The following is a 25,758-nucleotide window of genomic DNA, read 5'->3' as shown; positions in this document are numbered from 1 at the left end:
AACACCCCTGAACGGCCCCCCGGGACCGCCCGGCTTGGGCGACCCGACAGAATGGGAGTGTGTCGGACCTCCCCCGCAAAGCGCTGAGCCGGACTGCGAAACTCGCGAGCCTGCCCCTGGGCGCTGCGGGCCGGGCCACGGTAGGCCTCGGCAAGCGGATCGGCGGTGCACCGGCCGAGGCCGTGATGGCCGAGTTCCAGCGCCGGACCGCTGAACAACTCTTCTCCGTCCTGGGTGAGCTCAAGGGCGGCGCGATGAAGTTCGGGCAGATGCTGAGCCTGATGGAAGCGGCCATGCCCGAGGAGCTGGCGGCGCCGTACCGGGCCACGCTGACCAAGCTGCAGGACTCCGCTCCCCCGATGCCGATCGCGACCGTGGACACGATTCTGTCCCGCGAGCTCGGCAAGCGCTGGCGGGACCGGTTCACGGAGTTCAGCGACAAACCGGCCGCTGCCGCATCGATCGGCCAGGTGCACCGGGGCACGCTGAAGGACGGCCGCGAGGTCGCGGTCAAGCTGCAGTATCCGGGCGCCGCCGAGGCGCTGCGGGCCGACCTGAAGCAGCTCGGCCGCTTCGCCCGCTCGTTCGGTGCGCTGGTCCCCGGGATGGACGTGAAGCCGCTGATCGCCGAGATACAGGAGCGGATCGGCGAGGAGCTCGACTACGACCGCGAGTCCCAGGCCCAGCAGCAGTACGCCGACGCTTTCAAGGATCACCCGGAGTTCGTCGTACCGCGGGTCATCAAGCACTCCCCGACCGTCATCGTGTCCGAATGGATCGAAGGCCGGCCGCTGTCGTCGTTCATCACCGACGGCACCAAACAAGAGCGTGACGAGATCGGCCTGAAGTACGCGCGGTTCCTCTTCAGCGGCCCCAAGTACGCCGGCCTGTTGCACTCGGACCCGCATCCCGGCAACTTCCGCGTGATGCCGGACGGACGACTCGGGGTCGTCGATTTCGGTCTCTGTGCGCGACTGCCCGACGGCCTGCCACCGGCGGTCGGGCGGCTGCTGCGGATCTCGCTGACCGGCGACGGCCCGGCGATCCACGACGGGCTGGTGGCCGAAGGGTTCATCAAGCAGCGGATGGAGATCGATCCCGAGCAGCTGATGGACTATCTGGCGCCGTTCGCGGAGCCGGCTCGCGACAAGAGCTTCCAGTTCAACCGGGCCTGGATGCGCGCGCAGGCGAACCGGACCAGCGACTTCCGCTCTCCCAACGCGACCCTGGCCTTCAAGCTCAACCTGCCGCCGTCCTACATGCTGATCCACCGCGTGTGGATCGGCGGTATGGCGGTCCTGTCGCAACTGGAGGCGGAGGCGCCGTTCCGGTCAGTGCTCGAGGAGCTGCTGCCTGGCTTTTCTGATCACCAGTAAACGCAGTACCGATCACCAGTAGACGGAGTCGAGCTTTCCCTCGATCCCGCGAACATTCTCGCGGGCGCACACGTCGCAGTAGAGCAGCTGACGGCCGTTCTCCATCGACGTGGCCCAGGTCAACGGGACGTCTTCGGACTCGGCCTGACGACCGCACAGGGCACAGGTAGCACTTGCCATGGCAGTAGTGTGCACCCCGTGCGCTGGCGGATCCACGAGGAACAAGAAGTCTGGGCGAATCCCTGGCTGAGCGTCCGGCGCCTGGACGTCGAGCAGCCCGACGGCCAGCGGGTCGACTATCACGCTGTACGGCTGGCTGACGTCGCTGCAGCCGTGGTCACGGACCCCGAGGACCGGGTGCTGCTGATGTGGCGGCACCGCTTCCTCACCGACACCTGGGCCTGGGAACTCCCGATGGGCATCGTCGAGGCCGGTGAGGCTCCGATCGATGCCGCGGCCCGCGAGGTCGAGGAGGAGACCGGCTGGCGGCCCGGGCCGCTGACGCACCTGATCCGCTCTCAGCCGGGTGCCGGGATCATGGATGCCGTCCACCACGTCTTCCGCGCAACGACGGCCACCCGGATCGGTGCGCCGACCGAACGCAACGAGTCCGACCGGATCGAGTGGATCCCCCTGACCGATGTACCGGCGATGATCGCGAACGGCGAGATCGTCAGCGGCATCACGCTGGTAGGCCTCCAGCAGGCGTTGCTGCAACTGCCGTAGACATGCCGAAGGGCGGCACCCCTCCCCTGGGGTGCCGCCCTTCGAACAGTTCAGCTGGTCAGGCTGTCGTGCTGCCTGCCGAGCCGGTCCTCCCTACGGACCGGCCGGGCGAGCTTTCAGTAGTGGTGTTTCAGACGAGGCGAGCGAGTGCGAGGCGCGCGCGTGCGCTGGCCCTCTCCGCTCGCAAGCTGGCCCGCTCGGCCGTCTTCTGCGCCCGCTCGATCTTCTGAGCCAGGCGGAAGCGCCGGTTCTGCTCCGCGTTGTTCAGTGCCGACTGTTGATGAGCACGGGCGAGATCTTCGTGAAGTAAATGCATTTCAAGGCTCCTGTGTGAAATCTGGTGCTTCATGGTCTGGTTGTCTCGATTCGGATCTGGGTCGTCGGATCAGGCTGCGGTAACGGTGTCGCTCTTGCGAGGGCGTCCACGGGGACGCTTGCGGGCAACAACCACGCCCTGGACGAACAGCTGTCCGCCCCACACACCCCACGGCTCCGAGCGCTCGAGCGCTCCGGCCAGGCACTCGGCCTGGAGCGGGCAGGTGGAACAAAGAGACTTGGCGTACTCGACGTCGGCCGGCGATTCGGCGAAGAAGAGTTCAGGTGCGTAGGACCGACAGGGCAGGTCCTGCGACGAGGCCACCTCGTTGAAGATGTCGAGGAAGCTCACGCTCATTCCGGTCACCTCCCAGTGACTTTCAGTGGTGCTGGGCTTTTGTCGTCGGAGACGGTCAGCGGGTGCTGGCCGCCAAACTTGGTTACTCAATGACGCTCCTGGACAAACAAAAGGGCCGCGGGACCCTTTGATGGGTTCCGCGGCCTGGAGGTGCCGGGTCTGACGTCCTGTCAGACCGGTGGACTCCATGCTCGAGAACCCGAATTGCCGTACTTCACATCGCCGACAGCTCCGCCCGTGAACTGGGCAGTGCCGACAGCGAGGACCACAACAGACATGCCGTGAAGGCGCAGCGAGGCACCCGGGATCGGGGCGCACGTCAGCGCGGCAGCAGAGTTGCTGTTCGGCTTCTTGATGATGTTGACCATTTCTCCAGGCACCTCCTCTCGTTGTGGCGAAGCAAGCGTTGGCTCGATCGCTATGGTTGTTTGAAGTTTTCGGCCAGCCTTCGACCGCAGAAAGAACAGTACGCTGAGGTCCGCGAACCCCGCAAACTATTTATTGGCAAGTTTCTGAACTTGGCCGGAAGTTGCCGCCGTGGTGGCCGGAACCAGTTGCCTCGGACATCTATCTGCCGACGTACAGGCTCCAGGATGCGCCCCGGCGGACCAGCGTGGCAACACAATTAAGGCAAGTTGCACGAACAGGCAATGACCGGAGCGGTGGGGCGGGGAAGGAATCAAGCAGAGCGTGTGATGACTCCGGTTAGCCAGCGGGTGCGGGCGGCTCGGGCCGCGACAGACAGTGCAGCCTCAGGGAACACTGCGTCGAAGCCGTGGAATCCGCCGGCCCACACGTGGAGTTCGGCCTGACCGCCGGCCGCCCAGATGCGGCTCGCGTACGCCACGTCCTCGTCGCGGAAGACCTCGGCACTCCCCGCATCGACGTACGTCGCCGGTAGACCACTAAGGTCGTCGGCCCGCGCCGGAGACACGTACGACGGGACCAGCTCAGCAGGCATATCCCCCAGTACGGCGTTCCAAGCGAACCGATTGGTCTCATGCGTCCAGATGCCCGGCTGACCGGCGTACTGGCGGCTGGACGCGGTGTCGTTGCGGTGATCGAGCATCGGGCAGATCAGGAGCTGGGCGGCGATTGCCGGTCCGCCGAGGTCGCGGGCCATCAGCGTGACGCCGGCCGCGAGCCCGCCACCGGCGGAGATCCCGGCGACGACGAGGCGGTTCGGATCGATGCCGAGTTCGTCGGCGTGCTCCGAGACCCACCGCAGACCTTGGAAGGCATCCTCGACCGGAGTGGAGCCGGTGGCCTCGGGAGCGAGCCGATACTCGGCGGTGACCACGACGACGCCCAGACGCTCCACCCATTCGAGTTGGATGTCGAGTTGGGAGAAGCGGTCGCCGAGGATCATCCCGCCCCCGTGCAGCCAGTAGACGCACGCTGCGCCAGGCGTTGACTCGGCCGGGGTGATGACGGTCATCGGGATCGCGGTTCCGTCGGAGGCGGTGGCGGTCACCTCGCGCCGCGAGATCGCGCGACCGGCCAGCAGCGCGTCCGCATCCGATGCCGCTCCTGCCCGCATGATCGGAAGCATCTCCGCGGTGACCTCGGTGACGAGCGGGAAGCCGCTGATGAGTTCTTGCAGTTCGGGATCAAGCATTGAAGTCCACCTTGCCCCCGCGCGGGACGAAGTCCGTGTACGGCGTAGCGTCCGCCACCAGCTCCTGGGTCCGGGCGACGATCGCCTGGGCCGCGGGCCCGGCGAAGATGCGATGGTGATCGTCCTCCGAGGTCCAGCCCTCGGCAACATGGATCAGATCGGGATTCGCGGCCGACTGCGAGATCAGGAACGTCACGCAGTACTCGGATGAGCCGGGATTGCCCGCCTCGAGAGCACTCAGCAGCACCTTGACGAGCTCGTCGCCGCGGCCGGCCTGAGCAGTGAGAGTGGAAGTGAAACCGTAGTTCGCCGTTGTTGTCATGCTCTTATTCGATCGCCGAAACAGCGAAGGCCCTAGGGAGAACCTGCACGTTCCTTGCACGATCCTCCAAACTGCGATGGAATCGGTGCATGGATGAACTCCAGTCGCTGCTCAGTCGCCATGTCCGGCCGGACGCGACGACCGCGATCGACGGGCTGCACATCGCGAAGATCGAGACCCCGGGCCCGCCTGCGGAGCTATCGATGTCGGGAGTTGTGCTGGCCGTGCTGGTCGAAGGCGCCAAGCGGCTCACCGTCGGCGACCGCGTGCATCTGTACCGTCCGGGCGACTATCTGATCGCCTCAGTCGATCTGCCCGTCGGCGGTCACTTCGTCGATGCCACCATCGAGCAGCCGGCGCTCGGCATGGCGCTCGTGCTCGACCCAGCGCTGGTCGCCGATCTGCTGCTGCACGCCGGGCCGGGTGACCTCCCCCGGCCGCCGGCCGGACCGGTGCCGGGAATCGCCGTCGGCAAGCTCACCGACGACCTGCTGGACAGCCTGACCCGGCTCGTCCGGCTGATCGAGCGGCCGCGGGACCAGGCGGTCCTGGCGCCGATGCTCAAGCGAGAGATCCACTGGCATCTGATCACCGGCGAGCAGGGCGCGGCCGTCCGGCAGCTCGGTCTGGCCGACAGCAGCATGAACCACATCACCAAGGCAGCGCGCTGGATCCGCGACAACTACGCCGAGCCGTTCCGGGTCGAGGACCTGGCCAAGCTCAGCGGGATGAGCCCCTCCGGCTTCTACCGGCACTTCCAGACCGTCACCGCGCTGAGCCCGATCCAGTTCCAGAAGCAGGTCCGCCTGCAGGAGGCGCGGTTGCTGCTCGCCTCGCATCCGCGCGACATCGCGACCGTCGCACACCGGGTCGGCTACGACAGCGCGTCCCAGTTCAGCCGTGAGTACCGGCGACAGTTCGGCGTACCGCCTAGCCGGGACGCCGAACGGCTGTCGGCTTAGGGTACTTAGCGCGTGCAGAGCACCAGGATCTGCTCGCCGTACTTGGTGAGTTTGGTGTGGCCGATGCCCGGGATCTTGCGGAGCGCCAACTCGTCGGCGGGCCGCGTCTCGGCGATCGCGGTCAGCGTCGCGTCGGTGAGGATGACGAAGGCCGGCATCTTCTCGGACGCGGCCTGCTCGGCCCGCCACTCGAACAAGGCGTCGTACAGCTTCTGGTCGATGCTGGACGGGCAGGTCTCGCAGCGTCCGAGCTTGCGCGCGCCCGGGTCGATCAGGCCACGGCCGCAGACCCGGCACTTCGGGATCGGCCGGCCCGCCCGCGCTGCCCGCTCGGCGCGGTCCGCACGGTCGGTCGTCGGCTCCCACGCGGGCTGCCGCTGCCGCGAGGTCTGCACACCGATCGCATCCAGGAACCGGGTCGGACCACGGGTCCCCCGGCCACCAGGCGAACGTGAGGTCGACCAGCTGACGAACAGTTGCTGCTTGGCGCGCGTCACCCCGACGTAGAACAGGCGGCGCTCCTCCTCCACCTGCCCCGGCGTCTGGGCGTAGCTGATCGGCAGCGTCCCCTCGTGGGCGCCGACGATGAAGACGCACTCCCACTCCAGGCCCTTGGCTGCGTGCAGCGTCGCCATCGTGACGCCCTCAGCGACCGGCGCATGCTGGATCGCCGCGCGGCGGTCCAGCTCGGCCATCAGCTCGTTCAGCCCGGCCTCCGGGTTCGCTTTGGCGAAGTCCGAGGTCATGGTGACCAGTGCGCTCAACGACTCCCAGCGGTCGCGGACGGAGCCCACGCCGCTCGGCGCCTCCTGCGTCCACCCGGCACCGCCCAGCACACCGGTGACCGTCTCGACCAGATCGTCCGACAGGTCGCCCGCCTTGGCCTGACCACGCAGCAGTACGGCGGCCTTCCGGATCTCGGGGCGCTCGAAGAACCGCTCGGCGCCCTTCAGCACGGTCGGGATCTTCCGCTCGGCGAGAGCCTGCTCGAAGTTCTCGGACTGGGCGTTGGTCCGGAACAGTACGGCGATGTCCCGCAGCAGCACGCCCTCGTCCTTCAGCCGCATCACCGCTCGCGCGACCGCATCCGCCTCGGCGACCTCGTCGGAGTACTCGCGGTAGACCGGCAGCGGACCAGGCTCGAGCTGCGACCGCAGGGTCACCCGGCCGGGCAGTCCGGCCGGACCGGCCGCATCGAGGATCTTGTTCGCCACGTCGACGATCTGCGGCGTGGAGCGGTAGTCGCGGACCAGCTTGATCACTGTCGCGTTCGGATGCCGGGAGGCGAAGCGGACCAGGTTCTCCGGCTCTGCACCGGCCCATGAGTAGATGGTCTGGGCCGGGTCGCCGACCACGCAGACGTCCTCGCGGCCGCCGAGCCACAGGTCGAGCAGGCTCTGCTGCAGCGGGCTGACGTCCTGGTACTCGTCCACTACGAAGGTCCGGTACTGCCGTCGGATCTCAGCGGCGACCCGCTCGTCCTCGGCCAACAGCGCGACCGCGCAGAGCAGCACGTCCTCGAGGTCAATCCGCCCGCGCTCGAGCTTCACATCCTCGTACGACGCGAAGATCTTGCCGATCGTGGCCGGGTCGAACGCAGCCAGGGCCCGGCCCGACTTCGGCGCGAGCCGCGCGTAGTCGTCCGGCCGCACATTGCTCACCTTGGCCCACTCGACCTCACCGGCGAGGTCACGCAGGGCCGGAGTGTCCACCCGGATCCGGCAGCGGGACGCGGCCTCGGTGAGCAGCGGGAACTTCCGGTCCACGATCGGAGGCAGCTCACCGCCGTATACCTTGGGCCAGAACCAGCGCGCCTGGCGCAACGCCGCGGAGTGGAACGTCCGTGCTTGGACGCCCTCGACGCCGAGCTGCGCGAGCCGGCCGCGCATCTCCCCGGCCGCGCGCTGGGTGAAGGTCACCGCAAGCACCCTCACCGGGTCAAAAGTCCCGGTCCGCACCCCATAAGCAATCCGGTGCGTTACCGCCCGCGTCTTCCCCGTCCCCGCCCCGGCCAGTACGACGACCGGCCCGTGCAAGGTGGACGCGACCGCGCGCTGCTCCGGATCGAGCGCCGCCAGCAGATCATCGGGCGAACCGGAGCGTGTGAGGTCACTCACGGACTGGGTCATACGGGAACAGCACCGCCTACGGCGTGGTTGAGATTGGTCGAGAGCCACCCTAGACGGCTCACCGGACAGATTCTTCAAGGAGACGACCGATGGCGGCAGTAACGATGTACTCGACGCCCTGGTGTGGCTACTGCCACCGCCTCAAGGGCCAGCTCAAGCGGGCTGGGATCGAGTTCGTCGAGGTCGACATCGAGCAGGTCCCGGCGGCCGCGAAGATCGTCGAGAAGGTCAACAACGGGAACCAGACGGTCCCGACCCTGGTCTTCGCCGACGGCAGTGCCCTGACGAACCCGTCGGTGGCCCAGGTCGCGGAGAAGCTGATCGTCTAGCCCGTCCCACCGCTGACACGCGGCGCCTGCCCCTCGGGGTAGGCGCCGCGTTCTATTTTCTGCCCTTGCGGGTCCGATGGTTCCCGAGCCATGGACTTACGGTCATGGCCGTTTTACCTTCGAAGGAACTACGCCGCAGGGAGATCCGCCATGATTCCGCGTCGTCTCTTTCGACCTGTCCTGTTCTTAGCGGTCCTGGCCGCAATCAGTGGTTTGTTCATCCCGGCCCAAGCCGCTCCACCTACCGGCAGACCGGACCCGTTTCCGTCCGAGGTCGGACCGGAACGCCCCGATGCCATCGGCCGCCAACTCGTACCGGATCCGATCACCGATCTCGGTGCCCCGATCAGCTCGCTCACCGTTATGGAGGGCACCGTCGGTCGCGCTCCGGACGGGCGTGACCTCCTGTACGCCGTACCAGCTGGTGAGAACGCCAATCTGAATGTCGTCGACATCCACAGCCGGCAGCTCCTCAACACCGTGCCGCTGCCTGGTGCGGCCGGTGCTTGGGGGATCGTCGTCGCGAGCGACGGCCGCCTGTACGTCGGCACGTATCCGAACGCACACCTCTATCGCTTCGACCCGGTGACGGCCGTGCTCACCGATCTGGGCCGGCCGATCGCCGGAGAGTCGTTCATCTACGGCCTCACCGCCGACCAGAACGGCAACGTCTACGGCGGCACCTATCCGAACGCTCACGCCTTCAAGTACGACGCGGGCTCCGGACAGGTCACCGACTACGGCTCACTCGACGCGGTGGAGCAGTACGCGCGGTCGACTGTCTACGACCCCGACCACAACGCACTGTTCGTCGGCATCTCCACACCGGTCGGCAAGCTGCTCCGCATCGACCTGGCCACCGGAACGGTCCAGAACGTGACTCCGGCAAGCCTGGTCGCCGCAGACATCATCGACCTCGACTACGCCGGCGGACGGGTGTTCGCCAACGCCAGCGGCAAGCTGGCGGTCGTCGACGCGGTCACCTTCGAGCAGGTCAAGTTCACCGACGCTGCAACCGGCGGACTGGTGCTGACCTATCCGCTCGCAGCACGTGGCGTCTCTGGCGCTGGCCCGGGTGGTGTGTACTTCACCACCGCGACCACGCTCAATCTGATGCGCTACGACCTCGACGCCAACACCGTCAGCACAGTGACCACGCCACCGACCCGGATGACGCGTGGTGCCGCCATCGGCTACGGCTGGATTACCGAGAACGGCAACCAGATCCTCTACGGCCTCACCGGCAACTACTCCGGGGGGACGTTCCGCTACGACCCTGTGGCGCGCACCCTCGCGCAGTGGAGCTCGCCGTTGAAGTACGTGCCGGTGGCTCTGCAACACGCGATCGCTGACCCAGCGACCGGACGGGTGTACGTCAACGCGTACCTCAACGGCTCCACGTCGTACTACGACCCTGCCACCGGCAAGGCGACAGTCACTGCGCGCCAAGGCCAAGTCGAGGGGTGGTCGTGGGGCGCCGGCAGCAAGATGTGGGTTGGCATCTACCCATACGGCCGGTTGCAGCTCTGGGATACCGCACTGCCGGAGAGCACGACCAATCCGAAGGTCCTCTTCAGCCTGGTCGACAGTGATCACCAGAACCGCCCGTTCGCCGTCGTACCGGCCGGCAACAGCGTGTACGTCGGGACCACACCCGGGTACGGCGAATACGGCGGCGCGATCACCGTGTACGACGTACCGACCAACACGTTCAAGGTCTACCGGAACCTGGTGACCGACCAGTCGATCGCCGCACTGCTGCCGGTCGGCGACAGCCTGTGGGCCGGGTCAGCCATCGAAGGCGGTCAGGGCACCGAGCCCAAGGCCACCGAGGCGCACCTGGTCAAGGTCGACCCAACCACCGGCACAGTGTCGGCAGACGTCGTACCGGTACCGGGCGCGGCCAGCATCAACGAGATGACCATCGGACCGGACGGCAACATCTGGGGTCTGGCAGACGGCAACGTGTTCGTGGCCAACAAGACGACCGGCGCGATCCTGCGCACCTACACCGTCTTCTCCGGACGGATCAGCGGGCACGACGGCGCGCTCTCCTGGCGCGACGGCTACCTGTACGGCGTCTCCGGCGGCCGCCTGTTCGTCCTGGACGGTCTGAGCGGGACGGCGACGATCCTGCGCGACCACGGTCTCAACCGGCTCACCGAGGGACCCGACGGCAAGTACTACTCGCTGCTGCGTCTGGACGGCTGGACCATTCCGACCAATCTGGCGTCGTACCAGCCGCCGACCGACCCGTGTCCCAAGTCCGACCTCCGGACGAACGTCTGGACCGGCAACATCAACAGCCACGTGCTGAACCGGAATCTGGAGTACGGCTGCACGCTCACCGACGTACTGCCGGACGCCAAAGCGCAGTGGCCCAACCACGGCGCCTACGTGGTCGCAGTGGACCGGAAGCTCCGGACACTCGAGCGCTCTGGCCAGGTGGAGTACTGGGAAGGCATCCTGATCCGCTTCGCGGCGGCAGTCTCCAACGTGGGTCGGTAACCGGTGCGGGGGCTCACCAGCTTCCGGTGAGCTCCTCGCCGTACCAGCCCTCGATCAGGCGGCGAGAGATCGAGATATTGCCCGGGATGGCCATCGTGCCGGCTTCCACCAGCGCACGAAGGTCCTCCCGGCTGAACCAGCGGGCGTCCGAGATCTCGTCGCCGTCCACTTCGATCTCCGTGCCGATCGCCTTGGCGTAGAACCCGAGCATCAGGCTCGACGGCAGCGGCCACGGCTGGCTTCCGGCGTACAGGACCTCAGGTCCGACGATGACCCCGGACTCCTCCAGGACCTCCCGCCGTACGGCGGCCTCCAGCGACTCCCCCGGCTCAACGAACCCGGCCAGTGTCGAGTACCGGCCCTCGGGCCAGGCGCCGTTGCGCCCGAGCAGCGCCCGGTCCTGGTCGTCGGTGACCATGACGATGATCGCCGGATCGGTCCGCGGGAAGTGGTGTATGCCGCAGTTGGGGCAGTCCCGGACGCTGCCTGCCTCCACCACCACGGTGTGCTCACCGCAGTTGGCGCAGTGGGTGTTCACAGCGTGCCAGTTGGCCAGTCCGACCACGTGCACGGCGATACCGGCCTCGCGGTCACTCAGAACCACGCCCAGCTCGCGCAGACCGGCGTACGACTCGTCTGCCTCACCTGCGACCAGTACGGCGAACACTGCGCGGCCGTCAGCGGTCTGACCAGCACCTGACTCGCGGTCGATGCCCAGGAAGATCCGGATGCCCTCGGGAGCCTCAGCGGGGGCGACCAGGTTCAGTGCGGACCGGTCAGCAGTCGCTTGCAGCTTGTCACCGACCGCCACCACCACCTGCGTGTCCGGCGCGGCCCACGCCTTCTCCAGCCAGTCCTCGTCGCGGCGCCGGTCGGCAGCGCGGTCCAGAACGGAGCGAGACAGAGTCAACGAACCAGAAGCTATCGAGTAGGCCACGTAACTCAACATATCCCGGCCGCATGAGAGCATCCCGGCATGAGTATTCACATCGCCGCCGAACCTGGGCAGATCGCACCGCGGGTCCTGTTCCCCGGTGATCCGCTACGGGCCAAGTGGATCGCGGAGACCTACCTGTCCGACGTGACCTGCTACACCGAGATCCGGAACATGTTCGGGTTCACCGGCACCTACAAGGGTGAGCGGATCTCCGTCCAGGGCTCCGGAATGGGCCAGGCATCCGCCTCCATCTACGCGAACGAGCTGTTCGCGGAGTACGACGTACAGACCCTGATCCGGGTCGGGACGTGCGGGGCGCTGACCGAGGACGTGCGGGTCCGGGACGTGATCATCGCGATGTCGGCGAGCACCGACTCGCAGATGAACCGCCTGCGCTTCCACGGCATCGACTACGCGCCGACCGCCGACTACAAGCTGCTGCGCGCCGCTGTGGACGCTGCCGAGGCAGCCGGCCTGAACGTGCACGTCGGCCAGGTGTTCTCCGGTGACCTGTTCTACAACGACCGCGCCGACCTGGTCTCGCGGACCGCGGAGTACGGCGTCCTGGGGATCGAGATGGAGGCCTCGGCGCTCTACACGCTGGCCGCCAAGTTCGGCCGCCGGGCGCTCGGCATCATGACAGTGTCCGACCACCTGATCACCAAGGAGGAGACCTCCGCCGAAGAGCGGCAGACGACGTTCTCCGAGATGATCACCATCGCCCTCGATGCTGCGATCGAGGTGCCGGTCTGAACCGCACCAGGAGCGCCGCCACCGCCATCGCTGCCCTCCTGCTGCTGACCGCCTGCTCATCGTCGAAGGACGACTCCGCCAAGAGCCCGGAGAGCCCGGGGAACCCGCCCTCGTCGAGCACGAGCACCTCCGCTTCGGTGCCGACCACTGCCCCCGAAGCACTGACTCCGGTCAAGGCGACCGCAGTGGTCGCCGGACTGACCGCTGCCGGCTTCAAGTGCGGCACCGACGAGGCGTACGCCCTCTGCACGTCGGGAGCCGCCTCGGTGTCGATTCTCCTCGGCGACCACCCGCGCCCACCAGTGGTGTCGGTGAACGCCACCGGAGCGGAGGACACCGCAGCGGCCGAGATCGCCAAGGTGCTGCCGAAGGTGCTCGAGGTCGCCCACATCAGCCAGCCCCAGGACATCACCACCTGGTACGGCGAGCAGAAGGGCAAGCCTTCGTCGATGACCGCAGGTGACTGGGTGATCAACTACGCGGCCGAGGCGGACACCGAAGAGCCCGGTGTGCACCTGACCGTCACCGACAAGCTCTGCAAGACCGCCTGTCAGGCGGAGTAGCCCCTACTGGATGAGCTTTGGTAGGACGCGCTGGACGCGTCCTACCAAGCGCTCCGCCACTCCGGCCGGGTCGTCCGCGTAACCGACCACGGCCTGCTCGAACAGCCCGTCAACCAGCGCGTACGCCGTGGGTGCGTCGACTGCCACCTCGCCGCCGACCAGTTCGGCGTACCGGCTGAGGATCCGCCAGATCATCGCTTCCAGCAGCTGGTCGATCGCCACGACGTCCGGGCGCAGCTGCTCCTCGAACATGCTCTGGGCGCGCAGGTCGTACCAGAGGCGGTGCATGGGGGTCTCGTCGACCAGCGTCTGCGTCATCTTCGCCAGGAAGCCCACTGCGAGCTCGTCGGCGGTCGTCGCGGACTCCACGACCTCGTCGTACCGCTGGGCGCACTTGGTCTTGTAGTAGCGCACGCAGTAGCTGATCAGGTCGATCTTGTCGCGGAAGTAGTAGTGCACGACGCCGTGCGTGAACTCGGAGTTGTTCGCGATCTCGCGCAGGCTGGTGCGGGCGTAGCCGAGCTCACCGAGCGTCTTGAGCGCGGACTCGGCCAGCGCGATCCGGCGGCGCTCGATCTTGTCGATGCCGGAGATCCGCACCGGTCGCTCGTCCGGCGTGACGTCTGCTGCCGAGCTCATCGCCACTCCTGTCGTGGGGTTGATGCGTCAGCCTACCCGGCACCGGCCAGGCGCGCCCCGTGCCGGGTCGACTTCTTGACAAGTGTCCAACAAAGTCTTGACGAGTGTCAAAGGACGGTCCAGAGTGGTGCCGAAATCACCCTCCGCAGCCACTTGAGCAAAGGAGCTCCCCGATGGGCGGACTCGATCTCTCCGGGCGTAAGGCCCTTGTCACCGGCGGGGCCCAGGGACTGGGCGAAGGGATGGCCAAGGCCCTCGCCGCAGCGGGCGCCAAGGTCGTCGTCGCCGACCTGCAGAAGGACGCCGGCGCAGCGGTCGCCGACGCACTCGACAGCGAGTACGGCGCCGGTAACGGCTTCGTAGCGCACGACGTCACCGACGAAGGCAGCTGGGAGAACGCTGTCGTCGCGGCCACCGACGTTCTCGGCGGTCTGGACATCCTGGTCAACAACGCCGGGATCGAGATCACCAGCCTGCTCACCGAGGTCACCGCGGACCAGATCCGCAAGATGCTCGACGTGAACATCCTCGGCACCGCACTGGGGATCAAGTACGGCCTGCGCACGATGCGGCCGGACGGCCTGGCCGGTCAGGGCGGCGCGATCATCAACATCTCGTCAGTCGCCGCGACCATCGCCTTCCCCGGGATCGCGATCTACTCGGCCACCAAGTCCGCGGTCGACCGCCTCACCCGCGTCGCCGCGATGGAGTCCGGCAAGCTCGGGTACGGCGTCCGCGTCAACTGCATCTACCCCGGTCTCGTTCCGACCGCCATGGGCGCCGGTCTGGCGAACGACGTGGCAGAGCTCGGACTGTTCGGGTCGCCGGAGGAGGCGGTTGGTGCAGTCATCGGACTGACCCCGGCCGGACGCCTCGGCGAGGTCACCGACATGGCCGACGCAGTTGTCTTCCTGGCATCGAACGAGGCCCGGTTCATCACCGGCATCGGTCTGCCGGTCGACGGCGGAATGGGGATGTGACCATGACTGCGAAACCTGTCGTCGTCTACGGCGCCTCCGGTTACACCGGCCGCCTGGTCTGTGAGTACCTCCGCCAGTACGGCGTCCCGTTCGTGGCCGCCGGTCGCAGCGAGGACAAGCTCACGGCCTCCATGGCCTCCAACGTGGCCGGCATCGAGACGGCCGACTACGAGATCGCCACTGTCGACCATGACGTGGCAGCACTCACCGATCTGTTCAAGGGCGCGTCCGTAGTGCTCAACACCGTCGGACCGTTCAGTGAGCTCGGCCCTGCCGCAGTAGAGGCAGCGCTGGCAGCAGGCGCGCACTACACCGACACCACTGGTGAGCAGGACTGGCTGATCACCTGCGACGAGAAGTACGGCCCTCAGTTCGCCGAGGCCGGTCTCCTGCTCGCCCCTGGTATCGCACAGATGTACACGACCGGTGAGATCGCCGCACAGCTCTGCTTGGAGCAGCCAGGGCTCGACACGTTGGACATTGCGGTGTTCTGGGGTGGCAGCCCGACTATCGCTTCGACACGCACGATTCTGGTGAACGCTGCGACGTCGAAGGCTCACTTCCTGGAGCAGAACCAGTACGTCGAATTCCCCGAGCAGGGGCTGGTTCCGCTCGTCGTACCGGGGCAGCACGAGTTGGCGCTGTCACTGCCGTGGGGTGGCACGTCACACCCGGTCTGGTTCAAGCGCGACCCACGGGTTGCCAACGTCAAGGCGCAGGGCGGTGTGTTCAACGCTGCGCTGATGAACGGCGTACCGCAGATCGTGGCGGCCGCACTGGAAGCCACGAAAGACATGGCCCCGGACGACCGCGACGCGGCGCTCACTGCGACCGCACGGCAGGTGATGGACCAGATGCCGCCGCGGGAGAACCCGCGCGTCAACAAGTCCCTCGACTCGGTACACGCCTCCGGTCCGCTCGGCCGGGCGCACTGCGTGATCCACGGGAACAGCAACTACCAGCAGACCGGTCTTCTACAGGCCTATGCGGCGTACTCACTGCTGCAGACGCCGCCGAAGCGCGTCGGGTTCGCTAGTGGTTGTCAGGCGTTCGGCCACCGGGAGCTGCTCGGCGTCCTGCGCAGCTTCGGCCTGGTCGCCGAGCCCCAGCTCACTGTGGTGCATTAGGAGGAGTTGTCATGCGACTGGTCGACTACCTGGACAAGGGCGCGTCACTCGGACCGGACAGGCCCTGCCTGACCACTGACGGCGAGACGCTGTCGTACGCCGACGTCCAGGACCTGTCGTACCGGATCGCTAGCGGACTGATCGCAAGCGGTGTGCGGCCAGGTGGCAAGGTCGCCATCCTGGCCGCGAACGACCCGGTCGCCTTCAGTTGCGTGTTCGGGATCAGCCGGGCCGGTGCGGTCTGGTGCCCGATCAATCCGCGTAACGAGGCGGCCGAGAACCGGGAGCTCCTCGACCGGTTCGACTGTGAAGTACTGATCTACCAGTCGGCGTTCGCGCCGCTGGTGGATCGGATCCGGGATGCGCTACCGAAGGTCCACACCTTCGTGTGCCTGGATGCCGATCCGGACTCCGGCACCGGCCCCCACGGTGACCGGACCGTCGGCTGGGACGGGTTCTGCGGGGGCCCGTCCCAGCTGGCTCCGGACCTGCACGATCCGGAGCAGTTGGCGCTGATCGTCGGCACCGGCGGCACCACCGGTAAACCCAAGGGCGTCATGCTCACGACGACCAACCTGGAGACCATGACGGCTCTCACGCTGATGGGCTATCCCTTCGGCGTCCGCCCGGTCTACCTGGCGCTGGCACCGCTCACTCACGCAGCCGGCGTGCTCTGCTTTCCAGTGCTCGCATCTGGCGGCGAAATCGTCATCATGCGCACCCCTGACGTCCATGCGTTTCTCAAGCTCATCCCACAGCACGGGGTGACCCACACGTTCCTGCCGCCGACGCTGATCTACATGGTGCTCGCAGCGGAAGAGCTGGACAGCACAGACCTCTCTTCGCTGCGGTGCTTCTGGTACGGCGCCGCACCGATGTCGGTGACCCGGCTGGAAGAGGCGTTGCGGCGGATCGGCCCGGTGATGGCGCAGCTGTTCGGCCAGACCGAGGCGCCGATGATGATCTCCATCCTGCCCCCGGCCGACCATTTCGATGCCTCCGGCAACATTGCGCACGATCGACTCGCCTCGGCCGGCAGGCCGTCCGCCTTGGTGACCACCCGGATCATGGGGCCGGACGGCGAATTGCTCCCGGCCGGCGAGCGCGGCGAGATCGTGGTCCGGGGGTCGCTGGTGATGCGTGGGTACTACCAGGACGCCGAGGCGACGGCAGCAGCATCGGCGTACGGGTGGCACCACACCGGCGACATCGGCTACCTCGACGGTGACAACTACTTGTACATAGTTGATCGAGCCAAGGACATGATCATCACTGGTGGATTCAATGTGTACTCGACTGAGGTTGAGCAAGCATTGATGGCCCATGAAGCAGTCCAGGACTGTGCAGTGATCGGCCGCCCGGACGAGAAGTGGGGCGAGCGGGTCGTCGCCGTCGTCCAGCTCCAGGCAGGCGCCGCTGCCGATCCGGCTGAGCTGATCGCGTTCGCGAAGGCACGGATCGGCAGCGTCAAAGCGCCCAAAGAGGTGCTCGTCTGGACGGACCTGCCGCGATCGAAGGTCGGCAAGGTCCTCAAGCCGGACATCAAAGCCCAGCTCGACAAGCCCTAACTGCTGGACGCACCAGCGGCGGACGCGGCCACGATGCTGGCTGTCATCGCGGCCTGCATCTCAGCAACCGCCTTCTTCACTGCGGCCGCCGCCCAGTCGGAGTCGGCGATGACCTTCGCCCGCGCTCGCAGCTGCCGCTTGTCGACCGCATCCGTGATCACCTTCGGTACGACGTCCAGCGCGCTCAGCAACGCAATGAGGGCGCCGGTGCGCTGGTCGGGCGCCGTACCGACCTTCAGCACGCTCTCCAGCGCGGCCCGCACCTCACCCTCGTGCTGCGCGTCCTTGGCCGGCCAGCGCGTGACGGGGAACAGCCCCAGCACCTTGTCCCGGTCCGCCTCCAGAATGCCGCGCTCCGCCAGGCGAGCCAGCAGTTGATCGCGCACCTGCTTGGACAGACCCCGCAGGATGTCCTTCGGCTTCTTCCCGGCCTTGCTGACCACATACGCGAGGCGGTCGTCCAGGATCGCGTCACCGGTCGACGAGGGGTCCAGCACCTTCAACCGTCCGGCCCGCTCGCCGTTGGCGCGACTGGTGATGTCCACCTTGCCCAGCGTGGTCAGCTCGATCAGGAGCGCACCACCGAGCGCGTAGTCCAGTTTTGGCTGCCCGACGATCGGCTTGCCGGTCTCGTCGTTGTACAGCAGGAGCAGCAGGTCCTCGGCAATCAGCATGTGCTCAACGTAAGCAACCCGGTGGGTCACTCACATCCGCCGCGCGGACTACCTACCAGGTCCACCTGCAGTAGTGGTGTCGTTGACCGCCGTGGCCGCGCCGACGAAACTCCACAACGTCCGAAAAACCGGAGACCACGCCCTCCGACTGTTCGGACGTTACGCGGGACATGCGTCGGCCTCGACCCCTTTCCCGCCTTCGTCCAGCGGGGCATCCCGGGGCATCTCGGGGCACGACTCGACGCGATTTATGCGCTTAACCTGCCCGTTGCGCGACGATCCGGGCAGATCGCGGGGCAACCTGGGGCAGATCGCCGAAATGGTCGAGCCCACCCCACGGAGCACGCCATGCTGGTCGTATGCCCAAGAAGGAGGCGCGATTGTGTCCGTGGAACCCCTCAACCCCGAACCTGACCGGCTGGAGCCCCACCGCGCGGGGCCTTTCACCTTCGCCGACCTCGATGCCGCACCCGACGACGGCACCCGACGCGAACTCATCGACGGTGTCCTGCTCGTGACCCCAGCGCCGGCACTGATCCACCAACGAGCAGCCTTACGAATCGCAGCCGCACTCGACTCCGTCTGCCCGGCCGAGTTTGAGGTCGTCATCGCACCGTACGACTACCGGCCGACGGCAGAGCGCTCGTTGCAGCCCGACGTCCTGGTACTGGGCTCCGACGAGACGAATCCCGCGCATGCAGAGAAGCCGTTGCTGCTGGCGGTCGAAGTCCTGTCACCGCGTACCCACCTTGTCGCCCGCTTGAAGCGGAGCGCCTACGAGCAGGCCGGCGTGCACTCGTACTGGATTGTTGAGCCGGACGAGGAGACGCTGACTGTTCTCGAACTGGTCGACGGCCTGTACGTCGAGCGCGATGTCGTGGTCGGCGAAAAGGTCTTCGAGGCGACACTGCCCTTCCCCGTCCAGATCGTTCCCGCCGAACTGACCCGCTCGCGTCGCACATGACGGCCGCACTTCATCGGGAGGTCGGCGACCGGATCCAGTCGTGTCTTGCCGCCGCGTGTCCGGGGGAGATGGAGGTTGTTCGGGCAGCGTTCAGGTATCGGCTGCGGACTCAAGGGGAGTTGAACCCCGACCTCATGGTCAGGCATCGGCAGGAGGTCAAGCGGAGCAGTCCTATGCTCCTGGCTGTTGAGATCGCACGGCCGTCGACTCTGGCGACGGACTGGCTGCAGAGGTGTCACGCGTATGCCGAGCTCGGCGTTGCAGCGTTTTGGACCTTCGAGCCTCGGCACGCGGTGCTGAGTGTGCGGGAATCGAGGGATGGGCAGCGCTTTTGGCGCACGATCGAAGGTGCTGCGGTGTTCGAGACGAGTGTTCCGTTTCCGGTGCGGATGGTTCCCTCAGAGCTCAGCCGTTCAGTAGGTCGATGAGTTTTTGTTTGTCTGGCAGGGATTCCGGGCGGATGACGTCGGCGGTGCGGACGTAGTAGAAGGCTGCTCCTACTGCGTCCAGGGGGATGTTCATGAGCTCTGCCCAGGCGATTCGATAGATGGCCAGCTGGAGCGGATCCGCCGTCTCGGAGCGGCTGGTTTTCCAGTCGACTACGTCGTAGCCGCGGGAGCCGTCGGGGCGGACGACCCGGTAGACGGCGTCGATTCGGCCTCGGATGGTGCGGCCGCCCAGGGCCAGGGCGAAGGGGGCTTCGATTTCGTAGGGAGAGGTTTCGCCGTAGGGGCCGGTGCGGAAGGCTTCCATCAGGTCGGTGAGGTCGGTGTCGTCGACGATGTCTTCGTCGGCTGCGCCGGGGAGGTCGTCGGGGTCGATCAGGAGTTGCTGGCCGAAGTAGGACTCGACCCAGGCGTGGAAGCGGGTGCCGAAGCGGGCGGCGCGGTTGGGTTTGCGGGGCATCGGGCGGGCGAGCTCGGAGGCGAGGCCGTCGGGGTCCTTGGCCAGGCGCATCACCTGGGTCGCGGACAGCGCGGTCGGGAGCGTCACGTCGTACGCCTTGCGGCTGCGGCTTTCCCTTGCCTCTGACAACAATCTCTCGATCTCGGAATCCCAGCGTGCGACAAGTGCCTGCTCATCGAGCAGCAGTGAATCCTCGGCCTCGGTCGACGGGCCTTCGGCGCGGGCCTGCTGCACCAGCCCGGCTGCCTCCAACCGCAGTCGGTAGGCCTCAGCGTCGTACGCCGCCGGCCAGGCTGCTGTGGTTGCCTCGGCGAGCTCGGGGTTCTCTTGCTCGAGGTCGGGCTGTTCGGCCCAGGAGACTACTCGCTCACCGGCGTGTTTCTTCAATGTCTCCAGGTACGACGAGGGGCCGCGCGGGCGTTTCTGCGTCGGGCCCCACCAGTGTCCGGTCGCGACCAGGATGTCCTTCGCGCGGGTGAAAGCGACGTACCCGAGCCGCCGTTCCTCTAGCGCGTTGACCTCCTTGCACTCATCGGCAAACGCCTTCAGCCCTGCGTTCGACAGGTCGTGGAAGGTGGGCAGGGTCTCGGCGTCACCGCGCAACGGCCACGGGAGGACCTTCGCGTTGGTCGTCCACTTGTCCCGGCCGCGATCCGATGGGAACACCTTCTGCACGAGCGTCGGCACGAACACGATCGGCCACTCCAATCCCTTGGAGCGGTGCGTGGTCAGCAGCTTCACCGAATCGGCCTCACTCGGTACGGCGAGGTCCAGGCCGGCGGCGTATTCCTCCTCGGCAGCGAGGTAAGCGAGCAGACCGTCGAGCGAACCGTCCGACTCGGTCGAGACGAAGTTGCCGACGGCATCGAGGAACGCGGCCAGGTGATCACGGCGGCCGGAGTCGAGGTGATCCGGGGTCGCGGTCAGCTCGACATCAAGGCCGATCGTCGCGATCACTCGCCGGACGATGTCCAGCAGCGGCTCGCCGGCATGCGCGCGCAATTCCCGCAGCTCGGTCGACAGCTCCTTGAAGCGGACGAGCGCCTCAGCCGAGTACCCCCACGCCTCCGTCCCCGGATCGTCGACGGCCTCGGCCAGTGAGATGACCTCGGTGGAGTCCATCCCGGCCACTGCGGCATCGAGCGCGGCGACCAGATCGTCAGCACCCGGTCGCGCACCGGTGTCGGCGAGAGAACGGGAGCGATTCGCCAGCAGGGCAAGGTCGCGGTGGCCGATGCGATAGCGCGGTCCGGTCAGGATGCGGAGCATCGCGGCGTTCGCGGTGAGGTCGTTGACGGCCTGCAGCGTGGCGACCACGTCGACGACCTCGGGCAATGCCAGCAGACCACCGAGCCCGACGACCTCAACGGGGACCTTGCGGGAGATCAGCGCTTCGTGGACCGCGCTCAGGTCGACATTCGTCCGCATCAGGATGCCGATGTCTTTCCACCGGCGGTTCGGCGTCTTGTGCGCGGCGACGATGGCGTCGGCGACCCATTCGATCTCCTGCGACCGCGTCTCGAACAGCCCAACGGTGATCGCCCCCTCCGGCGCGTTCTCCGGCGCTTCGAGCGGAATGACACCCGGGTGTGCCTCGTACAGCTCTGCGGCGTGCTGGTTGGCCGCGGCGAGGATGCGGCTGCCACAACGGCGGTTGACGCTGAGCACGTAGCGATGGGCCGGCGAACCGTCGCCGTTCGGGAAGTGTTCAGGGAACTCGTCCAGGTTGGCGACGGACGCTCCCCGCCAGCCGTAGATCGCCTGGCACGGGTCGCCGACCGCGGTGACAGGGTGCCCTCGGCCGGCGGGCCCGGCGAAGAGCGCGGTCAGCATCCGGCGCTGCGAGACCGAGGTGTCCTGGTATTCGTCGAGCAGCACGACCTTGTACCGCGCCCGCTCGGCAACCGCGACCTCCGGGCACTCCTCAGCCAGCCGCGCACCCAGCGCCATCTGATCAGCGAAGTCGACCACACCGCGCTCGCCCTTGTAGGCCTGATATTCCTCGACCAGCTGCAAGATCTCGCCGCGCTTCAAGGCAGTCTCGGCGAGCTTCTTCACCTCCACCGTCTGCTTCCGCGCCGCCGCAACCTCCTGCCGCACAGCCTCGTCATGATCCCGCACGACGTCGGCCCGCAGCAGGTGGTCGGCCAGCTCACCGTCGAGTGAGAGCAAGCTGTTGACCAGCGTCGGCACGTGATGCGAGGCAAACCGGATCGGACCGGCCGACCGCCGCACAACGCGGCCCGCCAACTGAAATCTCGTAGCGTCGGCCAACACCCGAGCATCCGGCTCCAACCCCAGCCGCAACCCGTGCTCAGCAATCAAGGTCCCCGCGAACGCGTGGTACGTCGAAACCACCGGCTCGCCCGGCTCCTCGGGCTCCCAGTTCGGCACGTTGCTGCGCAGGTGCGCCGCCAGAATCGGATGCTGATCCGGCGGCAACGTCGACCCCAGCACGCCGGCCTTGGTCAGATCCTCGCGAATCCGCACATCCAGTTCGTTCGCAGCCTTCTTCGTGAACGTCAGCCCCAGCACTTCCTCCGGCTTCACCTGCCCTGTGCAGATCAGCCAAACCACCCGAGCCGCCATCGCCGTCGTCTTCCCCGACCCGGCTCCGGCCACGATCACCCCCGGCGCCAGCGGAGCAGTAATTGCGGCCAGTTGCTGGTCACTGAACGGAATCCCCAGCAGGTCGCACAGCTCAGCAGTCGTCTGCAGTTTCACGGCGGTCATCAGACGATCTCCCGGCCTTCCGGCTGGATGGGGCACAGCGCTCTCGCTTCGCAGCGGGAGCAGCCGTCGTTGCGTTGGGCGACGAAGTGTTCGGTGCGGACCATCTGTTCGGCGTCTTCCACTGCTTCGTCGAGCCAGGTTTTGCCGTCCTCGTCTGGCTCGAGGGGGCCTTGGTGCTGGACTTTGGGAAAGCCACTGTCGTCGTGACGGAGCTGGACGAGTTCGGCGCCGCCGGCGACCGCGTCAGCTCCGGCCGCCTCAACCTGGCGGGAAGCGATGGCGCGTTGGTAGATGGCCAGCTGGACGTGCCGGGCCAGCGCGGGCTTCGTGGGCAGGTTGCGACCAGTCTTGAGGTCGACAACGCGGATGGTGCCTTCGCCGTCGGTTTCGACGCGGTCCATCCGCCCCTTCACCCGTACGGCGGGTTGCTCCGCATCCGGAAGCAGCACGTCGAATTCGACCTCGCTGCCGACCATCGTTCGCTCCGGGCGACCCTGATGCCAGGCGACGAAACGGCGGAGCGCCTGCTCGGCCTCGACACGCTCGCGGTCGGAGATCCAGGCGGACTCGAAGTCCAGCTGGGTCCACACCTTGTCGAGCCAGCCGTTGAGCTCGTCGGTCGACGGCGGCAGGGTCCCAGTGGCCACGGCGTCGGCGAGTGTGTGCAACACCTGGCCGAACCCGATGGCCGACGTACTGGGGGTTTCTCCACCCGCACGCCGGGTCAGGAACCAGCGCAGGGAACAGTCCACGATCGTCGTCAGGGCGCTGCCCGACAGCGGCACCGGCAGCTCGGGATCGGCGATCGGCCGCTCCGACTTGGTCCGCTCGCGCACACCCCACCAGCGCCCGGGATCGGCAGTCGGCACCAGCGCGTACTCACGGTCGTCGACCGCGTCGGCCAGCTCCGCCAACCGATCGGCCGCGACCCGCTTCAACGCCGGCGACGAGGCCGGATCGGCCAGCACACACCGCAGATCAGCGACCAGACCCGGCAGCGACAACGGCCGCCGCGGCCGCCCCGCCACGATCTTCAACGGAATGTCCAACTCGGCCAAGAACCGCGACGGCTGATCCCCATCAGCCTCTGGCGCCTGGACGGCAGTCACGATCAACCGCTCGCGCGCCCGGGTGATCGCGACGTAGAACAATCGCCGCTCCTCGGCCAGCAACGCACCGGCGGACATCGGCTCCACCAACCCGTCCCGCCCAAGCCGGTCCGGCTGTAACAACGAGCCCCGGCGGCGCAGGTCGGGCCACTGCCCCTCTTGCACACCCGCGACCACGACGAGCCGCCACTGCAGACCCTTCGACCGGTGCGCGGTCATCAGCTGCACACCCGCCTCGCGATACGTCCCGTCGAAGCGGTTGTCCCCTGCGATGTCCAGCGACTCGAGCTCGCTCAAGAATGCCGAGACACCCTTGAACCCGATCTGCTCCTCGGCCCGACCGGCCGCGTCGAACAGAGCACACAGCGAATCCAGATCCCGGTTCGCCGCCCGCGCGGTCTCGCCGCCGGAGTGCGCTTGACCGCGCAGCCGTCGCAACCACGGCGACTCCGACCACAGCGACCACATCACCTCGTCCGGCGCGGCACCGGCATTCACGATATTCCTTGCCTTGAGCAACCGCTCCCCCAGCGCCGCGAACCGCGCCTCGGCCGGGGACGCCTGCTCGTCGAGCAGCAACGGATCCAGCAACGCGTCGCGCAACAGCTCATCCGACGATTTTGGCAGCCGTTGCCCATCAGCGGCCTCCCGATCGCGCTTCCGCAACACACGCGCCAGCCGTCGCAACTGACCAGCATCCATCGCGCCCAACGGCGACAGCGCCAACGCCCGCACGACATCAACCGTCAGCGTGACCGGATCCGCAACTGCGCGCAGCGCCAGCAACATCGGCCGCACGGCAGGCTCGCGCGACAGCGGAAGCTCGTCACCGGCAACGTCGACCGGAATCCCAGCGGCCGCCAATGCCCTTCGCAACGGTGGAATCGACCGGCTCCCAGATCGGACCAGCACCGCCATCTCGTGCCACCCGACACCATCCTGCACGTGCGCTCGGCGCAGCAGGTCGGCGATGTGCTCGAGCTCCGCACCGCTGGTCGAGTACAGATTCGCCTCGACCTTCCCAGCGCCGTAAACACACGACGAAGCATCCGGGTTCCGGAAGCGGTCGAAGGTGTCCCGATCCAGCGTCCCCGGCACTCCCAGCCGGTTCACGACATTGCGCGAGACCCGCTGCAGCGTCGTACCGAAGCGGCGGGTGGTCGCGAGCGCAATCTGCGCCGCCGGCTGACCCGACACGGTCGGGAACTCTTCGGTGAACCGCAACAACCCGCGCACATCCGCACCACGGAAGGTGTAGATCGACTGGTCCGGGTCACCAACCACGACTAGATCGCGTCCGTGACCTGCGATCGCCTGCAGCAGCATCGTCTGCCCGGGATCGGTGTCCTGATACTCATCGACGAACACGGCCTTGAACTCCGCGCGCAGTTTGTCCTGCACCGCCGGCTGCTGGGCCAGGATCACCGCGCGATGGATCAGCTCGGAGTAGTCGAGGACCTGCTCGGCGTCGAGGATCTGCAGATACTCCTCGAAGAAGTCCCCGACCGCGACCCACTCGGCCCGCTCGGCCGACCGCCCGATCGAGGTCAGGTCCTCCGGGTCGAGCCCGAGCTGCCGCGCCTTGCCGATCACGGCCTGAACCTCGTCGGTGAAACCGCGCGTCTTCAGCGCCGGATGGAGACTGCGCGGCCACTGCACCGCACCGACCTCACGGCTCCCGGACAAGGCCTCGCTCAACCGCAACGACTGCTCCGGACCGGACGGCAACCGCAGCGGCACGTCGAAGGCATCGGCCGGCGTGAACCGACGCAGCAGCGCGTAGCAGAAGGAGTGGAAGGTCATCGACGGCATCACGCGGGTGGTTTTGCCGAGCCGGCCGGTGATCCGGTCGCGGAGCTCGGTGGCCGCCTTCCGCCCGAAGGTCAGCACGAGCACCTCGTCCGGATTCAGCCCCCGATTCCGCACCCGGTCGACGACGGCCTCGACCAACGTCGTCGTCTTCCCGGTCCCCGGCCCGGCGAGCACCAGCAGCGGCCCGCCCGGATGATCGACGACGGCCTGCTGGTCGGCGTCCAGGACCGGCGCCTGCGCAGCACGTCCCTCGGCCCGAACGAGCCGATACCGGGAACCCTGTCTGCTGACCATCGCCCCATCCCACCAGACCCCACCGACAATCCTGGTCGCGGCCCGGAAATCGGACG

General features: G+C 67.2%; 24 protein-coding genes. 12 read left to right on the top strand and 12 right to left on the bottom strand.

What is annotated here, in order from left to right:
• Positions 1–59 precede the first annotated feature (59 nt).
• Complete coding sequence (locus E1263_RS12580; RefSeq protein WP_132167433.1) at positions 60–1,376, top strand: ABC1 kinase family protein; 1,317 nt, start codon at positions 60–62, stop codon at positions 1,374–1,376.
• A 12-nt stretch (positions 1,377–1,388) separates the two neighbouring features.
• Here E1263_RS12580 and E1263_RS42675 read toward each other — a convergent pair whose 3' ends face one another.
• Positions 1,389–1,556: a hypothetical protein gene (locus E1263_RS42675; protein ID WP_165956586.1), complete on the bottom strand. Its 168-nt coding sequence runs from the start codon at positions 1,554–1,556 to the stop codon at positions 1,389–1,391.
• An 18-nt stretch (positions 1,557–1,574) separates the two neighbouring features.
• On the opposite strand from E1263_RS42675, the gene E1263_RS12575 reads away from it, so the two are divergent.
• Positions 1,575–2,102, top strand: coding sequence for an NUDIX hydrolase (locus tag E1263_RS12575; RefSeq protein WP_132167432.1), 528 nt, complete (start codon positions 1,575–1,577; stop codon positions 2,100–2,102).
• A gap of 130 nt (positions 2,103–2,232) precedes the next feature.
• On the opposite strand, the gene E1263_RS12570 is transcribed toward E1263_RS12575, so the two are convergent.
• The 5 genes from E1263_RS12570 to E1263_RS12550 form a co-directional block, all read right to left on the bottom strand.
• Positions 2,233–2,418 (bottom strand): hypothetical protein, encoded by a 186-nt coding sequence (locus E1263_RS12570; RefSeq protein ID WP_132167431.1) that lies wholly within the window; start codon positions 2,416–2,418, stop codon positions 2,233–2,235.
• 69 nt (positions 2,419–2,487) lie between these two features.
• Entirely contained in the window at positions 2,488–2,775 is a 288-nt protein-coding gene (locus E1263_RS12565) for a WhiB family transcriptional regulator (RefSeq protein ID WP_132167430.1), read from the bottom strand.
• 170 nt (positions 2,776–2,945) lie between these two features.
• On the bottom strand, positions 2,946–3,143 hold the full coding sequence (locus E1263_RS12560; protein WP_132167429.1) for a hypothetical protein: 198 nt from the start codon (positions 3,141–3,143) through the stop codon (positions 2,946–2,948).
• Positions 3,144–3,454: 311 nt separating this feature from the next.
• A complete protein-coding gene (locus tag E1263_RS12555) occupies positions 3,455–4,393 on the bottom strand; it encodes an alpha/beta hydrolase (RefSeq protein WP_132167428.1) in 939 nt (312 codons plus the stop codon).
• A complete protein-coding gene (locus E1263_RS12550) occupies positions 4,386–4,715 on the bottom strand; it encodes a putative quinol monooxygenase (protein ID WP_132167427.1) in 330 nt (109 codons plus the stop codon). Before E1263_RS12550 ends, E1263_RS12555 begins: the two co-directional genes overlap by 8 nt.
• 89 nt (positions 4,716–4,804) lie before the next feature.
• Between E1263_RS12550 and E1263_RS12545 the strand changes: the two genes are divergently transcribed.
• On the top strand, positions 4,805–5,677 hold the full coding sequence (locus E1263_RS12545) for an AraC family transcriptional regulator (protein ID WP_132167426.1): 873 nt from the start codon (positions 4,805–4,807) through the stop codon (positions 5,675–5,677).
• A gap of 5 nt (positions 5,678–5,682) precedes the next feature.
• On the opposite strand, the gene E1263_RS12540 is transcribed toward E1263_RS12545, so the two are convergent.
• Entirely contained in the window at positions 5,683–7,806 is a 2,124-nt protein-coding gene (locus tag E1263_RS12540) for an ATP-dependent DNA helicase UvrD2 (RefSeq protein WP_202868849.1), read from the bottom strand.
• An 89-nt stretch (positions 7,807–7,895) separates the two neighbouring features.
• Between E1263_RS12540 and E1263_RS12535 the strand changes: the two genes are divergently transcribed.
• Together E1263_RS12535 and E1263_RS12530 are read left to right on the top strand one after the other, a co-directional pair.
• Positions 7,896–8,135 carry a mycoredoxin gene (locus tag E1263_RS12535; protein WP_132167425.1) on the top strand — a complete coding sequence of 80 codons (240 nt, stop codon included), beginning with the start codon at positions 7,896–7,898 and terminating at the stop codon, positions 8,133–8,135.
• Between the two features lie 150 nt (positions 8,136–8,285).
• Positions 8,286–10,643: a hypothetical protein gene (locus E1263_RS12530; RefSeq protein WP_132167424.1), complete on the top strand. Its 2,358-nt coding sequence runs from the start codon at positions 8,286–8,288 to the stop codon at positions 10,641–10,643.
• Positions 10,644–10,656: 13 nt separating this feature from the next.
• On the opposite strand, the gene nudC is transcribed toward E1263_RS12530, so the two are convergent.
• Complete coding sequence (gene nudC, locus E1263_RS12525; protein WP_238161207.1) at positions 10,657–11,553, bottom strand: NAD(+) diphosphatase; 897 nt, start codon at positions 11,551–11,553, stop codon at positions 10,657–10,659.
• Positions 11,554–11,619: 66 nt separating this feature from the next.
• Here nudC and deoD point away from each other — a divergent pair, with 66 nt between their 5' ends.
• Positions 11,620–12,333 carry a purine-nucleoside phosphorylase gene (gene deoD / locus E1263_RS12520; protein ID WP_132167422.1) on the top strand — a complete coding sequence of 238 codons (714 nt, stop codon included), beginning with the start codon at positions 11,620–11,622 and terminating at the stop codon, positions 12,331–12,333.
• Positions 12,334–12,470: 137 nt separating this feature from the next.
• Positions 12,471–12,896 carry a hypothetical protein gene (locus E1263_RS12515; RefSeq protein WP_238161206.1) on the top strand — a complete coding sequence of 142 codons (426 nt, stop codon included), beginning with the start codon at positions 12,471–12,473 and terminating at the stop codon, positions 12,894–12,896.
• A 3-nt stretch (positions 12,897–12,899) separates the two neighbouring features.
• Here the strand turns inward: E1263_RS12515 and E1263_RS12510 are convergent, their stop codons facing one another.
• Positions 12,900–13,535 (bottom strand): TetR/AcrR family transcriptional regulator, encoded by a 636-nt coding sequence (locus tag E1263_RS12510; RefSeq protein WP_132167420.1) that lies wholly within the window; start codon positions 13,533–13,535, stop codon positions 12,900–12,902.
• A 173-nt stretch (positions 13,536–13,708) separates the two neighbouring features.
• On the opposite strand from E1263_RS12510, the gene E1263_RS12505 reads away from it, so the two are divergent.
• From E1263_RS12505 to E1263_RS12495, 3 genes are read left to right on the top strand one after another with little or no spacing between them, the layout of a single operon-like run.
• Entirely contained in the window at positions 13,709–14,515 is an 807-nt protein-coding gene (locus E1263_RS12505) for an SDR family NAD(P)-dependent oxidoreductase (protein ID WP_132167419.1), read from the top strand.
• A gap of 2 nt (positions 14,516–14,517) precedes the next feature.
• Positions 14,518–15,642, top strand: a complete 1,125-nt coding sequence (locus tag E1263_RS12500) for a DUF5938 domain-containing protein (RefSeq protein ID WP_132167418.1) — start codon at positions 14,518–14,520, stop codon at positions 15,640–15,642.
• Positions 15,643–15,653: 11 nt separating this feature from the next.
• A complete protein-coding gene (locus E1263_RS12495; RefSeq protein WP_132167417.1) occupies positions 15,654–17,210 on the top strand; it encodes an AMP-binding protein in 1,557 nt (518 codons plus the stop codon).
• Here the strand turns inward: E1263_RS12495 and E1263_RS12490 are convergent.
• Positions 17,207–17,884 carry a GOLPH3/VPS74 family protein gene (locus tag E1263_RS12490; protein WP_132167416.1) on the bottom strand — a complete coding sequence of 226 codons (678 nt, stop codon included), beginning with the start codon at positions 17,882–17,884 and terminating at the stop codon, positions 17,207–17,209. The genes E1263_RS12495 and E1263_RS12490 overlap by 4 nt on opposite strands.
• A 382-nt stretch (positions 17,885–18,266) precedes the next feature.
• On the opposite strand from E1263_RS12490, the gene E1263_RS12485 reads away from it, so the two are divergent.
• Entirely contained in the window at positions 18,267–18,848 is a 582-nt protein-coding gene (locus E1263_RS12485; protein ID WP_238161205.1) for a Uma2 family endonuclease, read from the top strand.
• Positions 18,845–19,276 (top strand): Uma2 family endonuclease, encoded by a 432-nt coding sequence (locus E1263_RS44330; protein ID WP_132167415.1) that lies wholly within the window; start codon positions 18,845–18,847, stop codon positions 19,274–19,276. The genes E1263_RS12485 and E1263_RS44330 overlap by 4 nt, the downstream gene beginning before the upstream one ends.
• Here the strand turns inward: E1263_RS44330 and E1263_RS12475 are convergent.
• Complete coding sequence (locus tag E1263_RS12475) at positions 19,254–22,487, bottom strand: ATP-dependent DNA helicase (protein WP_132167414.1); 3,234 nt, start codon at positions 22,485–22,487, stop codon at positions 19,254–19,256. The two genes, E1263_RS44330 and E1263_RS12475, sit on opposite strands and share 23 nt — an antisense overlap.
• A complete protein-coding gene (locus E1263_RS12470; protein WP_132167413.1) occupies positions 22,487–25,702 on the bottom strand; it encodes an ATP-dependent helicase in 3,216 nt (1,071 codons plus the stop codon). Before E1263_RS12470 ends, E1263_RS12475 begins: the two co-directional genes overlap by 1 nt.
• Positions 25,703–25,758 lie beyond the last annotated feature (56 nt).

It is taken from the genome of Kribbella antibiotica, from assembly GCF_004349055.1.
Classification (GTDB): domain Bacteria; phylum Actinomycetota; class Actinomycetes; order Propionibacteriales; family Kribbellaceae; genus Kribbella; species Kribbella antibiotica.
This window is presented reverse-complemented; position numbering and strand designations above follow the sequence as displayed.